Source organism: Pedobacter sp. BMA (assembly GCF_001027745.1).
GTDB lineage: Bacteria > Bacteroidota > Bacteroidia > Sphingobacteriales > Sphingobacteriaceae > Pedobacter.
The window spans coordinates 478,754-501,807 of sequence record NZ_LECU01000004.1; the positions used below are offsets into that span (position 1 = coordinate 478,754).

Below are 23,054 nucleotides of genomic sequence, written 5' to 3' on the forward strand. Positions count from 1 at the left end.
AAATATTTTTTATTTTTTTTCAGCTCAGGAGCACTTCCAGTATTTTATGAGATTGAACCTCACCAAAGGACGCCGTATGTAAGGTATAGAAAACCAATATTTTATCCAGCAAAAACCTCCGCTGCACATTACTCATTTTTATTTCAGAAATTTTTTCCAAAGAGGTTTCAAAAAGGGAAATAAAGCATAAAGCATCATCCAGCTGGAGATAATTTGAATGGATGGGTACCCTTGAAACAAAACCTCCTTCCTGTAGATCAAAATAAACCTGATCTCCTCTCCTTTTTTCATTAGGGGCAAAACCTAAAAAACGGGTAAGCTTCAGCAGGAAGGACAAATGGAAGTTCGGATTCAATTCATCGTTCTCGTCAAACCAGGCTACCGAGTTGTATATATAATCAAATAAGCTTTCATCTGCAGACTGCTGCCGGATACTTTTGTAGAGTACTTCGTTTAAAAAAATAATAATGCTCGACTTTACAATATCATAAGGAATCGTTTTGAACACCGGTGTTTGCCTGACTTCTGAAATGCGCTGAATATTTGTATTTGCCTTATGGTAAACAATCATATCCAAAAGATGCAACGACTGCAACATGTTCATCTTAACCTTTGCCCGTGGCTTTTTCACACCGTTAATCAGATACGATTGCATCCCAAACTTATCTGTCAAAACCTGTACCACCACACTGCTCTCACTGTAACTGGTTGTTTTTAAAACAATTCCCCTGACCTTGTGCAACATATCCCTAAAACATTTTTTTCAAAAGTATGTTAATTGTGCAAATTTATTTGAGCAAAAAGACATTCTCATTTATAAATAAGATTAGTTTTGCCATTATCATTTAAAACTAGATTACACATGTGGGTAAAGCTATCAAGGTTTATTCTTCAGAACCGTATTGCCATTATCGTTTTCTTCGTACTCGGCACCATTTTCATGGCCTACCAGGCTAAAAACGTAAAACTCTCTTACACAGGAAGCAAAATCCTTCCTGTTACGGACAGCGCTTTTGTAAAATACAACAATTTCAAGAAAACATTTGGCGAGGATGGAAGCGTAATGGTTATTGGAATCCAATCGCCTGACATTTTTAAAAAAGAAGTTTACAATGAATGGGTGAAACTGTCAAACGACATTCAACAACTCAAAGGTATAAAACAAGTACTCTCTACCGGCAGAATTTTTCAGCTGGAAAAAGATACAGTTGAACAGAAGTTTATTTTAAAGCCCATTCCAAATGGCGTGGTGCAAACGAATGCTGGAATGGATTCAATTAAGAATGCTTTATACAATACCCCATTTTTCGAGGGATTGGTTTTCAACAGAAAAAATGCCACGTTAATGGCCATCACTTTTGATACCAAGATCCTGAATTCGGCTGCCAGAAACCCGATACTAAAACAAATCGAAGAGAAGGCAAGAGCGTTTCAGGAAAAATCCAAAATTCAGGTCCATATTTCAGGTCTCCCTTATATACGCACGGCAGTAAGCAAACTGGTAAGTAATGAGTTTGTGTTGTTCCTTGGCTTATCCATATTGGTTTCAGCATTTATTCTTTTAATCTTCTTCAGAAAGTTTTACGCCGTTTTCTTCCCCATTCTGGTGGTGATCATGGGGGTAATCTGGAGCATCGGAACTCTGGTGCTATTTGGTTTTGAACTTACTATTTTAACAGGGTTAATCCCTCCACTCATCGTTATCATTGGTATCCCTAACAGCATTCTCTTACTCAACAAATACCAGAATGAACTCAGGAAAGATGGTGATAAGCAAAGGGCCTTAAGCGTAACAATAGAACGCATTGCGGTAACCACATTAATCGCTAATATTACAGCTGCAATAGGATTTGGTGTGCTTTATTTTACTGGCAGTGAGCTTTTGATGCAGTTTGGAAGCGTGGCGTCAATCAATGTAATGATTACCTGGCTCATGTGTTTGTGCCTAATCCCCATCATTTTCAGCTATTTGCCGGCTCCAAAACTAAAAGCACAAACCCACGTTGAAGAAGGATTTCTACACAAACTACTGGTTAAAACAGATAAGCTGGTTCAGCAAAAAAGCGGTTTGATTTATGTTGGTACGCTGATCATTTCAATTATCGCTTTTATTGGGGTAATGAAGCTTAATGTAAACGGCTATGTTGTGGACGACTTACCCAAAAACTCCGAAATCCTGACTGACCTCAAATTCTTCGAGAAAAATTTCGAGGGGATACTACCGCTCGAAGTAAGTGTTGACACCAAGAAAAAGAATGGCGTTTTTAACTTAACTAACCTGAAGCGGATGGAGAAAATGGAGAAAATGATTGCTGCATACCCGGAATTTTCGCGTTCTATTTCCGTTAATATGGGATTAAAATATGCAACTCAGGCTTTCTACAATAACGATACAAGCTTTTTCCGTTTACCTGATAATATGGAGAAAAACTTTATTTTGGCCTATATTGCAAATGGAGGAAAAGGAAATTCCAGTCTGCTGACCAATTTCATCAGCAAAGGCAATCAAAGCACCAGAATGAGCTTTCAAATGGCAGATGTTGGTTCAAAACGCCTGGATGCAATCATGGCAGAATTAAAACCCCGCATCGATAGTATACTGCCTCCGGACAAATTTAATGTGGAACTGACCGGATCCAGCGTTATCTTCTCAAAAGGTACTGATTATATGCTCGAACACCTGTTTGAAAGCATCGGACTGGCCATTGTACTGATCTCCCTTTTGAGACTCGCACAATTTAAAAGTCTGGGCATTATGTTCATCTCATTATTGCCGAACATTGTGCCTCTGATAATCACAGCAGGAATTATGGGTTATTTCGGGATTTCATTAAAACCGTCAACCATTTTGATTTTCACAATAGCATTTGGTTTGGCCTCAGACCAGACCATATATTTTCTCACCAGATATCAACAAGAACTCACGCTAACGAATTTCAGTATCCCGAAGGTGATTACCGACACCATCACCGAAACGGGTGTAAGCATGACGCACATTGCCTTAATCCTGTTCTTTGGCTTTGGCATATTCACAGCGTCAACATTTGGAGGAACAGTAGTGTTAGGCTTACTCCTTTCAATTACATTATTTGTCGCGCTGATTTTCAACCTCACATTGTTGCCTGCACTGGTTTTGTGGCTGGATAAAAAGAAGGCGAGAACCGTTATTTCAGATGAAGAGTCGGCAAGAAATGCCAATGAATTTGACCATTAAAAAATATAAAATACTGATACCATATAAGGCATTTAAGAAAGATATTCCCTAATAACTTAATGTTTAATTTCCTTATATGGGTATCTATTGCACAACCGGTTTTTCATCATCCTCAGGCACTTCCACAGTCGGATCAGTAATAATCTCGGCTTTTCCCTCACCATCAACCTTGGCAAAAAGAATAGGATACAGAAACCATAACGCACCCACCATCACCAGCACCCCGGCAAGCATTTGAAGATAGCGCGCAACATCAACATGATTAGCATCTAATATCAGATATAAAATGTACGAGAGCACTCCAGCAACAAGTACCAGCACTGCTTTTTGCAACTTTAGTAACTTAATCATGGGCCTTATTTTTTAGTTTGACAATATGTACTAAAACAAAGACGAGTCCAATTAGTTCGAGCAGGCCGCAGAAATAAAATGAATACAACACAAAATGCTCGTTAGCAGGTTTTAGCAACGCAACAACAGGCAATACAACCACTGCCATCACCATGAGCAAAAGCCCTATATTAAATAATTTCACCTCAAAGTATTTACATCAAAACTACCAATATTGAGCGAAATACTTTAACTTTGCAACCTTAATTTTTTGAGGTACTGAATTGATGTATAGCGAATTTAAACAATTAGACCTTGCCAAAATAGGGCAAGAAATACTGGATTTTTGGAAAGAAGAAAACATCTTTGAGAAAAGCATTTCATCCCGTCCGAAATCTAACCCGTTTACTTTTTACGAGGGCCCGCCATCCGCAAATGGGATGCCAGGTATTCACCACGTAATGGCGCGTGCTATTAAAGATATTTTTTGCCGCTACAAAACAATTAAAGGCTACCAGGTAAAGAGAAAAGCCGGTTGGGATACGCATGGCCTTCCTGTTGAATTGGGTACGGAAAAAGAATTAGGCATAACCAAAGAAGATATCGGTAGAACAATTTCTATTGAAGACTATAACGAAGCCTGCAAAAAAACAGTTATGCGGTACACCGATGTGTGGAACGACCTGACTGAAAAGATGGGCTATTGGGTAGATATGGATGATCCGTATATTACCTACAAACCAAAATACATGGAGTCGGTTTGGTGGCTTTTGAAGCAGATTTACGATAAAGGGTTAATCTATAAAGGTTATACCATCCAGCCCTATTCGCCAAAAGCAGGAACTGGTTTAAGCTCACACGAAGTAAACCAGCCTGGTGCTTATCGCGATGTTACCGATACCACAATCGTTGCTCAGTTTAAGGCGCTTGCAGATACACTCCCATCCTTTCTAAAGGGGTTTGGTGATCTGTATTTATTGGCATGGACTACCACACCGTGGACTTTACCCTCAAACACGGCTTTGACTGTCGGACCTAAAATCGACTATGTTTTAGTAAGAACTTTTAATCAGTATACATTTCTTCCAACAAACGTCATCCTGGCAAAAAACCTGGTTGGTAAACAATTCAGCAAAGTTTTCTTTGAGAGTAATGAAGCTGAAGATTTTACAAATTTTAAAGCTGGAGATAAAAAAATACCTTATCAAATCCTTGCCGAATGCAAAGGAACGGAATTGGTTGGAATCAGATACGAACAACTTTTAACCTACGCTTTACCTTTCAACAACCCTGAGAACGCCTTCAGAGTGATCTCAGGAGATTTCGTGACTACAGAAGATGGTACCGGAATTGTGCATACTGCGCCAACCTTTGGGGCAGATGATGCGAAGGTATCCAAAGAGGCTGTTCCAGAGATCCCGCCTATGCTGGTACTGGATGACAACGACATCCTGGTTCCTCTGGTCGATTTACAAGGTAAATTCACAAAACATGTTGGCCCGTTTGCAGGCAAGTATGTAAAAAATGAATACTACACTGCTGGTGAAGCACCTGAAAAATCGGTTGACGTAGAAATTGCAATCTTACTAAAAGAAGAGAACAAAGCTTTCAAAGTAGAAAAATACGTTCACAGTTATCCGCACAGCTGGAGAACTGATGAGCCACTATTATATTACCCGCTAGATTCCTGGTTCATTAAAGTAACAGATGTTAAAGACAGAATGTTCGACCTTAATGAAACCATCAACTGGAAACCCAAATCTACTGGGGAGGGTCGTTTTGGCAATTGGCTAAAGAATGCCAACGACTGGAATTTATCACGTTCAAGGTATTGGGGAATTCCACTACCAATCTGGAGAACGGAAGATAAAAAAGAAGAAGTTTTGATAGGTTCTGTCGAAGAACTATATAATGCCATTGAAGCATCTATAGCAGCAGGCTTCCAGAAGGAAAATCCGTTTAAAGGGTTTGAAATTGGAAACATGTCTGAAGAAAATTACGAGCTGATAGACCTGCATAAAAATGTTGTCGATCAGATCACTTTAGTATCTCCATCGGGCAAACCGATGAGCCGTGAAAGCGATTTAATTGATGTATGGTTTGATTCGGGTGCTATGCCATATGCACAATGGCACTACCCTTTTGAAAACAAGGAAACGATTGATGCAAATCAAGACTTCCCGGCAGATTTTATTGCTGAAGGTGTAGACCAGACCCGTGGTTGGTTTTATACTTTGCACGCCATCTCTACTCTTGTTTTCGATAAAGTAGCCTACAAGAACGTAGTATCTAATGGATTGGTATTGGACAAGAACGGACAGAAAATGTCCAAACGTCTGGGCAATGCTGCAGACCCGTTCCAAACCATTAACGAATATGGTGCCGACGCAACGCGTTGGTACATGATCTCCAATGCAAACCCATGGGATAACTTAAAATTCGACATTGAGGGTATTGCAGAAGTTCGCCGTAAATTTTTCGGAACACTTTACAATACTTATGCCTTCTTCGCGCTATATGCCAACATTGATAAGTTTGAAATCGACAAAAATAACTTAAGCAAAGTTGAAGAAAGAACGGAGCTTGACCGCTGGATATTATCCTTACTGCAAACCTTAATTAACGAAGTGGACGAAAGCTACAACAGTTACGAGCCCACTAAAGCCACCCGTGCAATTCAGGCATTTGTTGATGAACACTTAAGTAACTGGTACATCAGGTTAAGCCGCCGCCGTTTCTGGAAAGGCGAAATGACTTCCGATAAACGTGCTGCTTACGAAACACTTTATACCTGTCTGGAAACCCTGGCACAGCTGATGAGTCCGGTAGCGCCATTCTTTGCCGATTGGTTATACAGAAACTTAAGCGTAAACGATAAAAATGCCGAGCAGTCTGTTCACCTTACCTTATGGACAGCAGCAGACCAAAGCTTAATCGACACTGACTTGAACGAACGCATGGTTTACGCACAGGATATCTCTTCAATGGTATTATCATTGCGTAAAAAATCAGGTATCAATGTCCGTCAGCCTTTAGAAAAAATCCTGATCCCTTCCCTGAATGGCGATTTCGAGCAAAAAATCTCGAAGGTGGCCGATTATATCCTTTCAGAAACAAATGTTAAACATATCGAGTTCATCACCGATACGCATGGCATCGTGAAGAAAAAGTTAAAACCAAACTTTAAATCGTTGGGTAAAAAAGTAGGTAAGGATATGAGCCTGATTAAAGAAGCTTTGGAAAACCTGAATCAGGATGATATCCAACGCCTCGAAAACGATGGTCATATTAACGTATCAGGCAGCAACGATGCTCACTATGTAATAGACCTGGATGGCGATGTTGAAGTCTTTGCTGAAGATATTCCGGGATGGCAGGTAACAAATTTAGGTAGCTTAACCGTTGCACTGGATGTGACTATATCCGAAGGCCTGAAGCAGGAAGGTATCTCCCGTGAACTCGTTAACAGGATACAAAATCTCCGTAAGGAATTAAACTTTGAAGTAACGGATAGGATTAAGGTGGCTTTACAAAATGATAACTTTGTTGCTACTGCAGTTAACCATAACAAGGCCTACATTTGCGCAGAAATTTTAGCAGATGAACTAGAATTAAAAGATGCTGTAATAAATGCAAACAAAATCGTTATCGACGATGTTGAGTTAAGCATTTCAGTAACTAAAATATAAATCCATATATTAGAAAACTAAATTAAAAGCATGGAAAATAGTAACAAAACACGCTACTCAGACAGTGAACTTCAGGAATTTAAAGTATTAATTCAAGATAAATTGCGCATGGCAAAAGAAGAGTTAAACTCTTTAACCGCTTCATTAAGTAGCCCTAACGCAAATGGTACTGAAGATACTTCGGGTGCGTACAAAACATTGGAAGATGGTTCTGCAACAATGGAAAAAGAGCAGATTAACCAACTCGCTGCACGTCAGCGCAAATTTATCGACAATCTTGAAAATGCATTGGTACGCATTGAAAACAAAACTTATGGTATTTGCCGCGAAACAGGTAAGTTAATCCAGAAAGAGCGTTTACGTGCCGTTCCTCACGCTACTTTAAGCATGGAAGCAAAACTAAAGCAGAGTTAATGAAAGGATACACAAAACCTTTATTAGTCATCTTTTTGGTTTTACTTGCCGACCAGGTATTAAAAACGTGGATCAAAACCCACATGTACCTTGGTCAGGAGTTTAACATTATCGGTAAATGGTTTATCATTCACTTCACCGAAAATAATGGTATGGCCTTCGGCATGGAGTTTGGCGGGGAATTTGGAAAGCTGGCACTTTCCTTATTTCGCATCATTGCAGTTGGTGGAATTGGTTACGGATTACATTATCTCATTAAGCACAAATATCATCGCGGGTTAATCCTGAACGTTGCCTTAATTTTTGCAGGGGCATTAGGGAACATCATTGATTCGGTATTCTACGGAAAGATATATGGTTACGAAACCTGGTTTCACGGCCGCGTGGTAGATATGCTTTACTTCCCCATTGCCGAAGGACACTTCCCGAGCTGGATTCCAATATGGGGCGGTGATGAGTTTGTATTCTTCAGACCGGTTTTTAACCTTGCCGACGCCGCTATCTCGGCAGGCGTGATACTCATCCTCATTTTCCAGAAAAACTACTTTAAAGAAGATATAAAGGATGAAGTAAGCATCAATAGTGAAATTGTTGAGGAGTAACCCCCAACCAAAATCATATTACAGTACCAAAGCCCGTTTCTGTTTGAGACGGGCTTATTTGTAGCCGCTTTTTTGGAACCCTTCTATGAAAATTAAATTCCAGGCACAAAAAAAAAGTCAGACTTTAATGCCTGACTTCTTTCAAATATTATTTTAATAAGACCTAAACGCCTAACAATAATCTGGCTGGATCTTCTAATAGTTGTTTAACACGAACCAGGAATCCAACAGACTCACGTCCGTCAATGATTCGGTGATCATAAGATAATGCAACATACATCATCGGACGAATCACCACTTCCCCTTTTTCTGCTACCGGACGCTCAACAATATTGTGCATGCCTAAAATAGCCGATTGAGGTGCATTGATGATTGGTGTCGACATCATTGAACCAAATACACCACCATTGGTAATGGTAAAGGTTCCACCTGTCATTTCTTCGATGGTTAATTTACCATCACGTGCTTTTAAAGCCAAAGCCAGAACTGATTTTTCAATCTCCGCCAGGCTCATGCTTTCTGCATTACGAATCACAGGAACAACCAGACCTTTCGGTGCAGATACTGCAATAGATACATCAGCAAAGTTGTTGTAAACAATTTCTTCTCCTTCGATACGTGCATTAACAGCCGGGAAATCTTTTAAGGCTTCGGTTACCGCTTTAGTGAAGAAACTCATGAAACCTAATCCCACACCATGTTTATCTTTGAATGAGTCTTTGTATTTGCTACGTAGATCCATAACAGGTTTCATATTAACTTCATTGAAAGTAGTTAACATGGCCGTTTCATTTTTAACCGCAACCAAACGTTTTGCAACGGTTTTACGCAATGGCGACATTTTTTCACGGCGCTCAGAACGAGGACCTGCAGGCGCTGCCGGAGCCGCAGGTGCGGTAGCTTTAGGAGCGTCTGCTTTTTTAGCTTCAGCTTTTACAGCATCGTCTTTGGTAATGCGGCCATCAACTCCTGTACCTTTTACAGCACCGGCGTCAATACCTTTTTCTGCAAGAATTTTTCCTGCCGCAGGCGAAGGAGTGCCTGTAGCATAACTGTCGCCAGATTTTTCGGCAACAGGAGCAGAAGCTTTATCTTCAGCAACAACTGCTTTTTCTTCTGCTTTTGGAGCATCTGCTTTTGCAGGTGCTGCGCCACCATCTTCAATTTTACAAACTACTGCGCCGATTGCTAAAGTATCACCTTCAGCAGCTATGGTTCTTAAAGTTCCGGCTTGTTCAGCAGTTAATTCGAAAGTAGCCTTGTCTGATTCTAATTCAGCAATAACTTCATCCATTTCAACAACATCACCATCCTGTTTTAACCATTGTGATAAAACAACTTCCGTTATCGACTCACCAACTGGTGGAACTTTTATTTCTAAACTCATAATGTTTAATATATGTCTTTATTAGCTTCTAATTTCTTTATTGGTTTTTATTAGTCGGCTGCTGCAAGTTTCTTGCTCGCTTTCTTGGTTTCTGCTTTAACCTCTTCTGCTTTAACCGGAAGCTCAAGGGCTTTTGCAAGAATATAAGCTTGCTGGTTAGCATGTTGTTTCGCAAAACCTGTTGCTGTACTGCTACTTTCTTTTCTCGAAATCACATCAATACCCTTTAAACTTGTTTTATAAAGTTTACGGAATAAATACGGCCAAGCGCCCATATTCTCAGGCTCTTCCTGTACCCAGAAAACTTCAGTAGCATTGTTGTATTTCGCTGTGATGCCTTCCATCTGATCAACAGGTGTAGGATATAGCTGTTCAACACGTACAATTGCAACGTGTTTCACCTGATCTGCCTGTTGCTTTTCAAGCAATTCGTAATAAATCTTACCACTACAGAATACTACTCTGGTAACATCTGCAACGTTAACATTTGCATCATCAATCACCTCTTTAAAGCCGCCCTCTGTAAATTCATCTAAAGGAGATACGCAGGCCGGATGGCGCAATAAACTTTTTGGAGAGAAAACTACCAGTGGCTTACGGAAATCGCGTTTAAACTGACGACGTAAAACGTGGAAGAAGTTTGCAGGAGTTGTACAATTCACAACCTGCATATTGTAGTCTGCGCACAATTCCATAAAACGCTCAATACGTGCTGAAGAGTGCTCAGGGCCCTGACCTTCATAACCGTGTGGCAACAACATCACCAAACCGTTTTCACGTTGCCATTTCGTTTCCGCACTGGCGATATACTGATCAACTACAATCTGAGCGCCGTTGAAGAAATCACCAAACTGTGCTTCCCAAATGGTTAACGCATTTGGATTAGCCATCGCATACCCATACTCAAAACCTAGTACACCGTATTCTGATAAGTGAGAGTTGTAAATATCAAAAGGAGCCTGTTGGTCTGAAATGTTTGCTAATGGTACATATTCTTCCTCACTATCCTCAAGGGTTAATACCGCATGGCGGTGAGAAAACGTACCACGTTCAACATCCTGACCACTTAAACGAACCCTTTTACCTTCTGATAATAACGTACCATAAGCCAGTTGCTCGCCCATAGCCCAGTCGAAAACATTGGTTTCATTAACCATTTTAGTCCGCTCGGCAAATAACTTCTCAATTTTTTTGAAGAACTTTTTATTGGAAGGTAAAGTGGTGATGCGTTTACCAATCTCCAGTAAAGTAGATTTTTTTACGGCTGTAACAGGTGAAGTATCAAAATCCTGAGGGGTGGCTAAACGTAAATCAGCCCATGCACCTCCAAACTTAACTTCACTGTTACCAGCTACAAATTCTTTAGCTTCATTTAAGCGCTCCTGCAAAATGCCACGGAAATCTTTTTCCATCTCTTTAGCCAGGCCTGCTTCCAGCTTACCTTCTTTGGTTAACTGGTCAATATAAATCTCCCTTGGATTAGGGTGTTTCTCAATCGTTTTATACAACAACGGCTGCGTGAATTTTGGCTCATCAGACTCATTGTGACCGAAACGACGGTAGCACAAGATATCGATGAATACGTCATTTTTGTATTTCTGACGGTATTCCATTGCTAAATTAATGGCGTAAACCAAAGCTTCAGGATCGTCACCATTCACGTGAAATACAGGTGATAAAGTTACCTTAGCAATATCAGTACAGTAAGTACTGGTACGCGCATCTTTATAATTTGTGGTAAAACCAATCTGATTATTAATGACCAGGTGGATGGTACCACCGGTTTTATAACCTTCAAGTCCTGCCATTTGAATCACTTCATAGACAATACCTTGTCCTGCAACAGATGCATCACCATGAATCAAAATCGGCGCTAAACGGCTGTTGTCGCCACCGTATTTAAAATCGATTTTAGAACGGCTCATGCCTTCAACCACACCATCAACAGTTTCTAAATGCGAAGGGTTAGGACAAAGACTTAAGTGAACATTTTTACCTGAAATGGTACTCACATCTGTAGAGTAACCCAGGTGATATTTAACATCACCACCAAAAGGTGTATCCGGATTGTAACTCTTACCTTCAAACTCAGTAAATATATCCTTATAGGTTTTTTGCATGATGTTGGCCAGCACGTTTAATCTTCCGCGGTGGGCCATACCAATTACAAATTCTTCAATTCCAAGCTCAGCACCTTTTTCGATAACCGAATCCAAAGCCGGAATCAAGGCTTCTGCACCTTCTAAAGAAAAACGTTTCTGCCCTAAAAATTTTGTTCCAAGGAAGTTTTCAAAACTTACCGCTTCATTTAATTTCTTAAGGATACGTTTTTTCTCATCGATTGAAAAGCTTGGCGTATTGCGTGTACTCTCCATTTTCTGCTGAATCCAGTTCAGCACTTCCGGTGTACGTAAAAATTTATATTCTGCTCCGATAGAGCCGGCGTATGTTTGTTGTAAAACAGCAAGAATATCTTTTAACTTCGCTGCACCGATACCAATTTCTACTCCGGAATTAAAAACAGTCTCCAGATCTGCATCCGATAATCCGAAGTTTGCAAGATCTAAAGTCGGCAAATGTTTACGCCGCTCTCGAACAGGGTTGGTATGTGTAAACAAGTGACCACGGCTGCGATAGCCGTCAATCAGGTTGAGAACATTAACCTCTTTTAAAAATTGTTCAGGAGTCTCAGCTGTTACTGACGGGGCTTCAGAACTTCTTCCAAAATCGAAACCCTCAAAAAACTTTTGCCAACCAAACTCAACTGATTCAGGATCTTGCTGATACGACTGATATAAAGAATCTATGTATTCGGCGTTTGCGCCGTTAATATAAGATAAACTATCCATTATTTACTGTTTACTATAAGCCCTACAAAATTAGAATTTTACCTTATATAAATGGTAAAAAACTGGATTAATTGCACAAAAAAATATATTTAGAAACATTCTGACATTCAGTACAAATAATTGAATGAATGCAGGAGAAAGCTTTGCAAACAAACAAAACAAAATGCGAGCCAAGAATTGATGAGCGAATTAGAGAACGATTGAATTAGAGAATGACTGAGTGAGGGAATGATTTAATCATTGTCTCATTCAAAATTCAATCATTTCTATGAGCTCCAGGTTAAGGCGTAATTTCCTTTTGGATCCAGATTCTTGATATTCTTATCCAGATCAAAAACGCTTTTCGACTTCTGGTCATTGCCCACACCAGCAACATTTGCCCAATTGCCCCAGTTACTTGCAGGGTTATAATCAATCAGTTTTTCTTCAAAATATGCTGCACCGAAAACCCAGCTTACTTCCAAATTATTGATCAGATAAAGAGCTGCCGTTTGGCGGGCAACATTTGAAATAAACCCGGTGGTGTTCAGCTCCGTCATCACTGCATCAACCACAGCAAACCCGGTTTGTGCATTCTTCCACTTACTAAAATTCTCCTGTTCATTTTCCACGTCCACCAATCCCTGACTGCCAAAACCATTCGGACTGAAGAACGTATTGCCGTATTTTTTGAACATGAACCGGAAGTAATCTCTCCAAAGTAATCCGAGTAAAATATGATTGAACATCGCCTTGGTGTTAGGCACCCCTTCCATCTTTTTAATTTCCCAATATACCTTACGTGGTGATAAGCACCCCATCGCAAGCCAGGCAGAAAGTTTAGATGCCAGAATAAGGTTCTTGGAAGTTGCCGCCTGCTGCATCAGTAAAATTACCTTTTGCAAATGCGCCAGCCCTTCAGCCTCACCCCCTAAAAATTCAAGATCCGAACGCTTATCCTGTGCCTGCTGCAAAAGGTTAAGGTCCGCAAGTTCAGGTAAAGTACCCCAATCAATCACCTCCGCAACATTAATGCGATCGGGAGCAGCAAAACAAGGTTTTATAATCGAATCACGCTCAATCTTCTTTTTAAACTGATTAAAAGCATCAGGTATATCTTTAATAGGGAAAGGTAAATCTTCTTTGTTATATAACGTATGGCCAATAAAATGTTTCAGATTAATACGCAGTTTCCACAATGCATTCTCCACTAATGCGGATACATGTGTTTCCTCCCGGGCTACTTCCCTGTGGTGATATACTTCAGTAATTTCATATTCCTGCACCAGCTGTGGAACGATATCTTCCGGACTTCCGGTAACAATCAGCAAGTTTCCGCCTATCTGTTTCAGAGAATGACGAAGCCCTAAAACACTTTCAAGGGTAAACTGTGCTCTGATGCTGCCTGTTTTTAGGGTACCATATTTCGTTTCTACAAACTGGCGGGGATCTAAAATATAAACAGGTAAAATCGAATCCGACTTAGCAATTGCCTCAACAAGCATTTCATTGTCATGCAAACGAAGGTCATTTCTAAACCAGACTAAAATTTTTTTGGACATGTTTTATTCGGAAAAGGGTATCAAGAACGCGAAGAACAAATTTACCTTATTTTTCTTCGGCATCATAAACATGATAAATTCTTTACAAACAGGCAACAAAAACAATGTGGGTTATGGAATCAGCAATAACTGATCATCCTCATTTTGATTATAGATTATAAAAAACCATTAAACTGATAACATGAAACTTCTCCTGATCGCATTATTTCTCCCTTTCACCCTCCTCGCCCAGCAACAAATTAAATCAAAGGCCACTTTAGAAAGCGTAACGGTTTACAACAACGGCGCACTGCTTTCTCACACAGGAAAGGTTGCCTTACCAGCTGGTACCTCAGAAATTGCCATTAATAATATCTCCGGCCGTGTAAACGAAAGCTCTATCCAGGTTGGCGTATCCACTGGCGTTACCATTCTGGCCGTACAGTTTAACCGCGATTTTCTGAATACAGATGCAGCAAATCCGGAAACTAAAAAACTTAACGACAGCATAAACCTGATAAACAGCCTGCTCATTAAAACCCGTAATGCCAAAACCATCGAAGAACAAACCCTGGTATTGCTGGATGAGAACCGGAAATCGGGCGGAACAACAACTGGGACCAATGTAACTGAACTGATGAAACTTGCCGAATACTACAGGGCAAAAAATACTGAAGTTCGCAACGCCATAGCGCTATTGGCCCAAACTGAAGATAAACAAAGTCAGAAATTAAACCAGTTGCAGCAGCAACTGGCAGAATTTAGAAATAACCCCAATCAACAACTTGGACAATTGGTGATCCAGGTGATGTCGAAGGAAAATACTGATGCCCAATACAGCATTAACTATGTTACACCCAACGCAGGCTGGTTGGCAAATTATGATATCAAATCGTCCAGTACAACTCAACCCCTGGCGATGATTTACAAAGCTGAGATTACACAGAATACGGGTTTAGACTGGAAAAAAGTGAAACTCTCTCTATCAACTGGAAATCCAAATTACAACATTACTGCACCAAATTTAAATCCCTGGTTTGTTTCTGTATACAATCCTGTTCAACAGGCGCTGGCAGGTAAAGCGGCAGGAATACAAATTAGGGGAATATCGTCCATGGCTCAAGACAAAATGCTGAAAGAAGTGGTTGTAACGGGTTACGAAAAGGCAAAAAGAGAAAAGCCAGCTGCCCCATCAACCATTAATAATTACACCAGCGTTAATGAAACGCAACTTGGTGTAACTTTCGATATCGACATACCATATGATGTGAATAGCGACAATAAGCCACACACCGTAGCTTTTAAAGAGTACGAGGTACCTGCAAGCTATAAATATTATGCCGCTCCAAAATTAACCCGGGAAGCGTATCTTCTTGCTGAAGTGGTAAACTGGGAAAAATTAAACCTCCAGGCAGGCGATGCGAACATCATATTCGAAGGCACGTACACCGGTAAATCGTATATCAACCCGGCCAATCTCACAGACACCTTAAATCTCAGTATGGGAAAGGATAAAAAGATCATCGTTACCAGAGAAAAACAGGAAGATTTTAGCAGTAGTAAACTGATAGGCTCCAATAAAAAACAGGTTTTCACCTACTTAATCAAGATCAGAAATACCAAAAAAGAAAGCATTGAGCTGAATTTGAAAGATCAATATCCCTTGTCAAGTGATAGCGACATCGAAACCGAACTACTGGAAAACAGTGGAGCAACGGTAAACAGGGAAACTGGCATGCTCACCTGGCAGCTAAAAATTGCACCAAATGAAACCAAAACCATTAAACTCAGCTACTCAGTTAAAGCGCCAAAAAGCAAAATTATAACAGGTTTGTAAAAAGTAAATAACCCAGCTATTGGTGCTTGAAGTGGCGATATTACTGAAACCTCAGTGCTTATACTTCATGCTAAGATATGAAGTATAAGCCACACGGTTGCCAACAAAAACCTATCTTTACTGTTTAATTAGCATGGCAAGAAAGATTCTGATTACTGGTGCGACTGGCTTAGTGGGTACTCAACTGAAGAAGAAATTACTCAAACAAGGTTACGAGGTTAATACACTTTCCCGAAAACGAAGCAACGACCCAAATAATTTTATTTGGGATGTCTACAAAGGCACAATAGACTCGACATGTATCGAAGGTGTAGAGGCGATCATTCACCTGGCAGGAGAACCTGTTGCAGAAAAAAAATGGACCGATGAACGAAAGCAGCAAATCATTGATAGCCGGGTAAAATCCACCCAATTGATTTTCAATACCCTCAAATCTAATCCAAATCACCAGATTAAATCCTTCATATCTGCATCGGCGGTAGGTTATTACGGGGATTGCGGCGAAGAAATTCTAACAGAAGAGAGTCCGGCTGGCTTTGGTTTTCTGGCAGAATGCTGCAAACTATGGGAAAATGCCGTTGATGAAGGTAAAAAGTTGGGCCTGCGTATTGTAAAATTACGTACAGGTATCGTATTGAGTACCAAGGGCGGTGCTTTACCACAGCTGGATCAATCAGTGCGTTTATTTGTGGGTTCATCTTTGGGAACCGGGAAACAATGGACTCCATGGCTGCATATTGATGATATGGTAGACATGTATATCGAAGCCATCAGCAATTTAAAAATGGAAGGTGCCTACAATGCCTGTGCCCCATTCCCCCAAACTAATGAAGCATTGACCAGGGCAATTGCAAAACAGCTTCACCGACCGTTCTGGCCTTTAAAGGTTCCGAAAAAAGCCATTGAATTAATAATGGGCCAAAGGGCCGAAGCCGTACTCATGAGTAGTAATACCTCTGCGCAGAAAATTTTAGATGCCGGATTCAAATTTAAGTTTACCCATTTGAATGATGCACTTGCCGATTTGTATCGGTAACCGCTCAAAAAAATCACCCTTTCCTTATGAAAACCATTTCCATTTTTTGGTTCCGCCGCGATTTACGTTTAGAAGACAATGCCGCCTTATACCGCGCTTTAAAAGGCGAAAATCCTGTTTTGCCTGTTTTTATTTTCGATAAAAATATTCTCGATAAACTTCCCAAAAACGATGCACGGGTAACCTTCATTTATCAAACGATTCAGGATTTAAGAGAAGATCTTCAAAAACACGGGTCGGATCTCTTAGTCAAATACGGCAGACCTGAGAAAGTATGGCCTGAAATTCTGAAAGGTTACGAGGTTAAAGAAGTTTACACCAATCACGATTATGAACCTTACGCCCGTGAACGTGATGATAACATGGCTGAATTTCTGACCAGTGAAAAAATTCAATTTAAAACCTACAAAGACCAGGTCATTTTTGAAAAAGGAGAAATCTTAAAAGCCGATAAAACACCCTATACAGTATTTACCCCATTTTACAAGCAGTGGCATGCTAAATTGAATGATTTTTATACCAAACCCTATCCCACTAAAAAATATTTCAGCAACTTATTTAAAACAAAACACCTGGCTATCCCGGCCTTAGCTGAAATGGGTTTTGAAGAAAGCAGGCTAAGGTTTCCCAAACTGAGCTACAAAGATAAATTAGATGACTATGCCAAAGAGCGTGATTTTCCTGCTTTAGATTCAACAACCCACATCGGATTACACCTGCGTTTTGGCACATTAAGTATCAGAAAGGCTGTAAAAGATGCGCTGGATGCTAAATCGAATGTATGGCTTTCGGAACTGGCCTGGAGAGAATTTTACATGATGATTCTTTGGCATTTCCCCTATGCGGCATTTGATTCATATAAAAAACAGTATGATAAAATCAAGTGGCGCAACAATGAAAAGGAGTTCAAAGCCTGGTGTTCGGGCAATACAGGCTACCCAATAGTTGATGCCGGAATGAGACAGCTGAACGAAACCGGCTGGATGCACAACCGCGTGCGTATGGTGGTGGCTAGCTTCCTATCGAAGCACCTGTTGATCGACTGGCGCTGGGGTGAAGCCTATTTCGCAGAAAAGTTGCTGGATTACGAAATGGCCAGTAATGTAGGTGGCTGGCAGTGGGCTGCCGGATCAGGCAATGATGCCGCCCCATATTTCAGGGTATTCAATCCAGAGCTGCAAACCAAACGTTTTGATCCTAAATTTGAATACATCAAAAAATGGGTACCGGAATATGGCACAAAAAAATATGCCCAACCATTGGTTGAGCATACATTTGCACGTGAAAGAGTGCTGAAAGTTTTTAAAGAAGCTTTATCTAGTTCGTAACGCTTACGATTTCGACGTCGAAATCAAGTATAGCATTGGGCGGAACACTGCCGCTACCTGATGTACCATAACCTAAATCAGATGGAATAAACATTCTGAATTTGGCTCCTGCAGTGAACTTTGGAATAATCTTTCCCCAGCCGGTTATTACTCCAGTAAGTGTTGTTGTGTATGTACCGTCTGTAGAAGAGTCAAAAACAGTTCCGTCAATAAATCTCCCGGTATATTTAACAACTAGTGAACTTGATTCGCTAATAGGATCCACTCCAGTTCCTGTAGTCGTAGTAATGTAATATACCCTCGATACATCCTTAGTCGCCGTTAAACCTTTAGTGGCCAAATAATTTGTTATTTTATAATCATCAAACTGCCATTGTTTTGCGTAAGCATAACTCGTTAAGGTAATATCAAGATTTTCGTTTGATGGAATGCTTCCCGCTCCGTTTCTGCCAAATGCTAAATAAGAAGGCAATAAAATGCGTGCAGAACCACCTGGTTTCAATTTCAATGCTGCCGTGCGGAAAGCTGGTATATTCCAGGCGCTCGCGGTATTTTGACCAGGGGCAAGCAATGATGACTGATAAAAGCTGTTAAGATATCCTACATACGTCCCTAAATTAGCGTAGGTTGGCGACTGTAAGTATTGCGTACCGCTGCTCATCGATTTGATTGTGACATCATATAATATCGAATCTTTATTTGCAAACAATGAACCAGTCGTCGGATTGGTAACCTGATAGTAGAAACCTGTTTTAAGTGAATCAGGTACCATCGAAGTCAGTTTATTCTTGGATATATAAGCCGCTATAGCCGAATCATCAACAGTTTGTATAGAATCATACTCCTTTTTACAGGAGCTGAATATTGTTGAAGCCACGATAAGTGTCAGGAGGCTAAGTTTGGTAAAATTGTTCATTTATTATTGTACGTCTGTAAGTGTAATTGTAAAATCGAGTATTGAATTGGCAGAGACATTACCTGCAAAAATAAGCTTTTAATACGGATGCTACAATTTTTAACCTATTTTAACAAAAAAGCTGAATCATAAAGGCTTCCCTAAAGTTCCCTACCGCTACACTTTTACCTTTCGCTTCTGGCTTATTGTGTATTCGAAAGCTGAATAGTAAAATCAAGTACAGAGTTTCCAGGAATTGGTCCGGCAGAACTGCTTCCATAACCCAGGCTTGGTGGTACAATTAAACGGATTTCTCCTCCCTTTTGAATTTTGGGTATGCCTATTCTCCAGCCTTGAATCAAATCAGCAAGATTGAAGGTTTGTTCTTTACCGCCTCCGTTATCGAAAACACTACCATCCAGTAATCTACCTTCATATTTAATCGTAATTCTGGTATTTGCAGGATAAGTAAAAGTCCCGCTACCAGGTTTGATGATCTGGTAATACAATCCGGAATTATCTTTCGTTGCATTGATATTATTTTCTGCAATAAAATCAGCAATCTGCTTTTCGGTATCTTTATCTTTTTTACAAGCTGTAAAAGTCGCTGTAAACAATAGGATAACAGTTAGTAGTTTAAACTTATTCATGCCGCAAAAGTAGGATTTTAAAAATATTAATTTCATTACAATGCTGCTAAATCACTATTTTTTATTCGAGCGGGTGAGGTTTAACCATATCAGGAATGTAAGTACATTTTAGATTCAAACCCTATTTTGCCTTAAATGCTTTATATGTTAAAAAAATCACCTAATGCCATAAACAAAAAAAGGTTCAGGGAAGAGCTGATAAAACCCATCCCTGAACCACAAACCCTCAATACAAAAACCTAAAAAACATATTTATTCGCCTCAATCAACTGTTGTGCAACACGTTGACGGGCATCCTTAACATTAAATGGCTCTACTTTGGTAAAGCGGCGCAAGCCAACCAGCATCATGCGTTGCTCATCACCTTCAGCAAAAGCCCATAGTGCTTCTTTACCGGCTTTCGCAACCCCATCCACAGCCTCAACCATATAAATCCTTAATAAATCCAGCTGACCCGCTGTTGCATCCTCTCCTTTTGTTGCTACCAGTTTCTCTGTTCTCAATAGAGCCGATTCGAGTACGTAAACATAACCAGCCATATCGGCGATGTTCATTAAAATCTCCTGTTCCTTACTTAAGGTCATCATCAGTTTTTGAACCGCAGCCCCTGCCACCATTAAAGTCGCTTTCTTCAAGTTAGCCAGCACTTTTTTCTCGGCAGCAAATAAGGTAGTATCCTCCTCGCCAAAATCAGGAATACTCATTAATTCCGCAGCAACCGCAGTTGCCGGAGTCATTAAGTCCAGTTCACCTTTCATGGCGCGTTTCAACATCATATCAACGGTAAGCAAACGGTTAATCTCATTCGTGCCTTCAAAAATCCTGTTGATCCGGGCATCGCGGTAGGCCCTGTCCATCGGTGCATCAGCACTAAAACCCATACCACCATAAATCTGAACTCCTTCATCAACGGTATAGTCTAAAGCCTCAGAACCCCAGACTTTCAAAATAGCGCACTCCACTGCAAACTGCTCCACCGATTTCAGCCTCGCCTTGCCCGACTCCATACCTCCTTCAACTAATGCATCATAGGTATCATCAATATTTTGCCCCGCGCGATAGTTTGCCGCATCAACTGCATATAGCTTGGAAGCAATTTCCGCAATTTTAAAGCGGATGGCACCATACTTCGAAATCGGACGGCCGAACTGACTGCGTTCATTCGAGTAGTTAATGGCTGTATTCAAAGTGGCCTTCGACGCACCAATTGCTGCAGCAGATAGTTTGATACGGCCGATATTCAGGATGTTTACGGCAATCTTAAAACCGTTTTCCCGATCACTCAGCATATTCTCAACCGGCACTTCACAATCGTTAAAAAACACCTGACGGGTAGAAGAACCTTTAATACCCATCTTATGCTCTTCAGGATTCATGGTAATTCCACCGAAATCTTTCTCTACAATAAATGCTGTTAGGTTTTTATCGTCGTCTATTTTAGCGAATACGATAAAGATATCTGCAAAACCACCATTGGTAATCCACATCTTCTGCCCGTTGATGATATAATGTTTACCATCATCACTCAACTTTGCTTTTGTCTTTCCGGAATTAGCATCCGATCCTGAGTTTGGTTCTGTCAGGCAGTAAGCAGCTTTCCATTCTCCTGAACCCAATTTAGGGATGTATTTTGCTTTTTGCTCTTCGTTACCGTAATACAGGATAGGCAAAGTACCAATTCCTGTATGGGCTGAAAGCGCTACCGCAAATGAATGCCCGGCACCGATCACATCAGCCACAAGCATTGAGGTATTGAAATTTTTCCCAAAACCTCCGTATTCCTCCGGTACAGAAACACCGAGAATTCCCAGCTCTCCCGCTTTTGTCAAAAGTGTTGGCATCAATTCAGGATCTTCCTGCTTGTCTATTTTATCTAAGTTAGGATACACTTCAGCTTCCAGAAAATCGCGACAAGTCTGTGCAATCATCTGTTGCTCTTCATCAAATTCTTCAGGGATAAATACATCCTGATATACGGTTTCCTTGATTAAGAATTCTCCGCCTTTAATTGTTTTTTTTGCAGTCGTTTCCATTTTTATAATATCTAATAGCGAGTATTGAAAGTCGCTTTTTTTTACACTTAATCAGTACGGTATAGCTATAGCAGTTCAAATATTCCAGCTGCACCCTGTCCCGTACCTACACACATGGTAACCATTCCATATTTTTTATCCTGCCTCTTCAACTCATTTAACATCTGCACAGAAAGCTTTGCGCCTGTACAACCCAGTGGATGACCCAATGCAATTGCCCCACCGTTTACATTGACGATATCAGGATTCAAATCCAGAGTTCTGATGATCGCTAAAGATTGAGAAGCAAATGCCTCATTCAGTTCGATCAGGTCGATATCGCTTTGTTTTAAACCTGCTTGCTTTAATGCTTTTGGAATAGCCTCAATTGGTCCAATGCCCATAATTCTCGGTGGCACGCCAGCAACGCCGTAACTCACTAATCGTGCAATCGGCTCTGCGTTCAGTTCTTTCATTTTCTTTTCAGAAACCACCAAAACAAATGCTGCACCATCTGAGGTTTGCGAAGAGTTACCGGCTGTTACACTGCCGACAGCATCGAACACAGGCTTAAGCTTAGCCAGCTTTTCCAGTGTCGTATCTGCCCGGGGCCCCTCATCGGTATCTACCACGTAAGAACGGGTTTTCTTTTTCAGGTTCTCGTCCAGGTAATTTTCTTTGACGGTGATAGGCAAAATCCCGTCTTTAAGGTGACCGTTTTTAATGGCCTGAATGGCTTTCTCATGAGATTTCAAAGAAAATGCATCCTGGTCTTCACGGCTTACATTGTACTCTTTTGCAACTGCCTCGGCCGTTAATCCCATGCCCCAATACCAGTCGGGATTATTTTTGGCAACCTCAGCATTGGGTACCAGTTTCCAGCCACCAAAGGGCATTCCACTCATTACTTCCACTCCACCGGCAATAATGCAATCGGCCATACCCGCTTTAATTTTCGCAACCGCGGTAGCAATGGTATCCAAACCAGAGGCACAATAACGGTTTACCGTAACGCCAGGCACTTTATCCGTATCCAGGCCCATCAGCGAAATCATCCTGGCAATATTCAAACCTTGCTCTGCTTCTGGTGTAGCATTACCCACAATTACATCATCAATCTGTTCCTTATCCAGATTTGGAACAGAGGCAACCAATGCTCTGATTACTTCTGCAGCCAAATCATCAGCTCTTGTAAAACGAAATACGCCACGTGGAGCTTTGCCCACTGCTGTACGATATCCGGCTATAATATATGCTTCCATTGTTTTTGTATCTAGTAGCGAGTATCAAT

The 23,054-nt window shown here is 40.6% G+C and carries 16 protein-coding genes; 7 read left to right on the forward strand and 9 right to left on the reverse strand.

Annotated elements, in window-relative coordinates:
* Nucleotides 1–19: 19 nt before the first annotated feature.
* Nucleotides 20–745 carry a DNA repair protein RecO gene (gene recO, locus AB669_RS08370; protein ID WP_047798819.1) on the reverse strand — a complete coding sequence of 242 codons (726 nt, stop codon included), beginning with the start codon at nt 743–745 and terminating at the stop codon, nt 20–22.
* Between the two features lie 117 nt (nt 746–862).
* Here recO and AB669_RS08375 point away from each other — a divergent pair, with 117 nt between their 5' ends.
* A complete protein-coding gene (locus AB669_RS08375) occupies nt 863–3,214 on the forward strand; it encodes an RND family transporter (protein ID WP_047798820.1) in 2,352 nt (783 codons plus the stop codon).
* Between the two features lie 84 nt (nt 3,215–3,298).
* Here the strand turns inward: AB669_RS08375 and AB669_RS08380 are convergent, their stop codons facing one another.
* Nucleotides 3,299–3,565, reverse strand: a complete 267-nt coding sequence (locus tag AB669_RS08380; protein WP_047798821.1) for a hypothetical protein — start codon at nt 3,563–3,565, stop codon at nt 3,299–3,301.
* A 266-nt stretch (nt 3,566–3,831) separates the two neighbouring features.
* On the opposite strand from AB669_RS08380, the gene ileS reads away from it, so the two are divergent.
* Genes ileS through AB669_RS08395 form a run of 3 tightly spaced genes read left to right on the forward strand, consistent with a single transcriptional unit; the run spans nt 3,832 to nt 8,249 of the window.
* A complete protein-coding gene (ileS, locus tag AB669_RS08385; protein WP_047798822.1) occupies nt 3,832–7,233 on the forward strand; it encodes an isoleucine--tRNA ligase in 3,402 nt (1,133 codons plus the stop codon).
* Nucleotides 7,234–7,263: 30 nt separating this feature from the next.
* Nucleotides 7,264–7,647 (forward strand): TraR/DksA C4-type zinc finger protein, encoded by a 384-nt coding sequence (locus tag AB669_RS08390; protein WP_047798823.1) that lies wholly within the window; start codon nt 7,264–7,266, stop codon nt 7,645–7,647.
* A complete protein-coding gene (locus tag AB669_RS08395; RefSeq protein ID WP_047798824.1) occupies nt 7,647–8,249 on the forward strand; it encodes a lipoprotein signal peptidase in 603 nt (200 codons plus the stop codon). The genes AB669_RS08390 and AB669_RS08395 overlap by 1 nt, the downstream gene beginning before the upstream one ends.
* 163 nt (nt 8,250–8,412) lie before the next feature.
* Here the strand turns inward: AB669_RS08395 and odhB are convergent, their stop codons facing one another.
* The 3 genes from odhB to AB669_RS08410 form a co-directional block, all read right to left on the reverse strand.
* Nucleotides 8,413–9,636 (reverse strand): 2-oxoglutarate dehydrogenase complex dihydrolipoyllysine-residue succinyltransferase, encoded by a 1,224-nt coding sequence (gene odhB, locus AB669_RS08400; protein ID WP_047798825.1) that lies wholly within the window; start codon nt 9,634–9,636, stop codon nt 8,413–8,415.
* Between the two features lie 50 nt (nt 9,637–9,686).
* Nucleotides 9,687–12,485 carry a 2-oxoglutarate dehydrogenase E1 component gene (locus AB669_RS08405; RefSeq protein ID WP_047798826.1) on the reverse strand — a complete coding sequence of 933 codons (2,799 nt, stop codon included), beginning with the start codon at nt 12,483–12,485 and terminating at the stop codon, nt 9,687–9,689.
* A gap of 266 nt (nt 12,486–12,751) precedes the next feature.
* Nucleotides 12,752–14,026, reverse strand: a complete 1,275-nt coding sequence (locus tag AB669_RS08410) for a DASH family cryptochrome (protein ID WP_047798827.1) — start codon at nt 14,024–14,026, stop codon at nt 12,752–12,754.
* A gap of 181 nt (nt 14,027–14,207) precedes the next feature.
* On the opposite strand from AB669_RS08410, the gene AB669_RS08415 reads away from it, so the two are divergent.
* The 3 genes from AB669_RS08415 to AB669_RS08425 all read left to right on the forward strand — a co-directional run bounded on the left by AB669_RS08415 (nt 14,208) and on the right by AB669_RS08425 (nt 18,206).
* Entirely contained in the window at nt 14,208–15,842 is a 1,635-nt protein-coding gene (locus tag AB669_RS08415; RefSeq protein WP_047798828.1) for a DUF4139 domain-containing protein, read from the forward strand.
* Between the two features lie 133 nt (nt 15,843–15,975).
* On the forward strand, nt 15,976–16,878 hold the full coding sequence (locus AB669_RS08420) for a TIGR01777 family oxidoreductase (RefSeq protein ID WP_047798829.1): 903 nt from the start codon (nt 15,976–15,978) through the stop codon (nt 16,876–16,878).
* Between the two features lie 26 nt (nt 16,879–16,904).
* On the forward strand, nt 16,905–18,206 hold the full coding sequence (locus AB669_RS08425) for a deoxyribodipyrimidine photo-lyase (protein ID WP_047798830.1): 1,302 nt from the start codon (nt 16,905–16,907) through the stop codon (nt 18,204–18,206).
* On the opposite strand, the gene AB669_RS21505 is transcribed toward AB669_RS08425, so the two are convergent.
* From AB669_RS21505 to AB669_RS08445, 4 genes are all read right to left on the reverse strand, one after another.
* Complete coding sequence (locus tag AB669_RS21505) at nt 18,196–19,122, reverse strand: FKBP-type peptidyl-prolyl cis-trans isomerase (RefSeq protein ID WP_053058335.1); 927 nt, start codon at nt 19,120–19,122, stop codon at nt 18,196–18,198. The two genes, AB669_RS08425 and AB669_RS21505, sit on opposite strands and share 11 nt — an antisense overlap.
* A 182-nt stretch (nt 19,123–19,304) precedes the next feature.
* On the reverse strand, nt 19,305–19,751 hold the full coding sequence (locus AB669_RS08435) for an FKBP-type peptidyl-prolyl cis-trans isomerase (protein ID WP_047798831.1): 447 nt from the start codon (nt 19,749–19,751) through the stop codon (nt 19,305–19,307).
* A 239-nt stretch (nt 19,752–19,990) separates the two neighbouring features.
* Entirely contained in the window at nt 19,991–21,784 is a 1,794-nt protein-coding gene (locus tag AB669_RS08440) for an acyl-CoA dehydrogenase family protein (RefSeq protein WP_047798832.1), read from the reverse strand.
* 65 nt (nt 21,785–21,849) lie between these two features.
* A complete protein-coding gene (locus AB669_RS08445; RefSeq protein ID WP_047798833.1) occupies nt 21,850–23,025 on the reverse strand; it encodes an acetyl-CoA C-acyltransferase in 1,176 nt (391 codons plus the stop codon).
* Nucleotides 23,026–23,054: the final 29 nt, after the last annotated feature.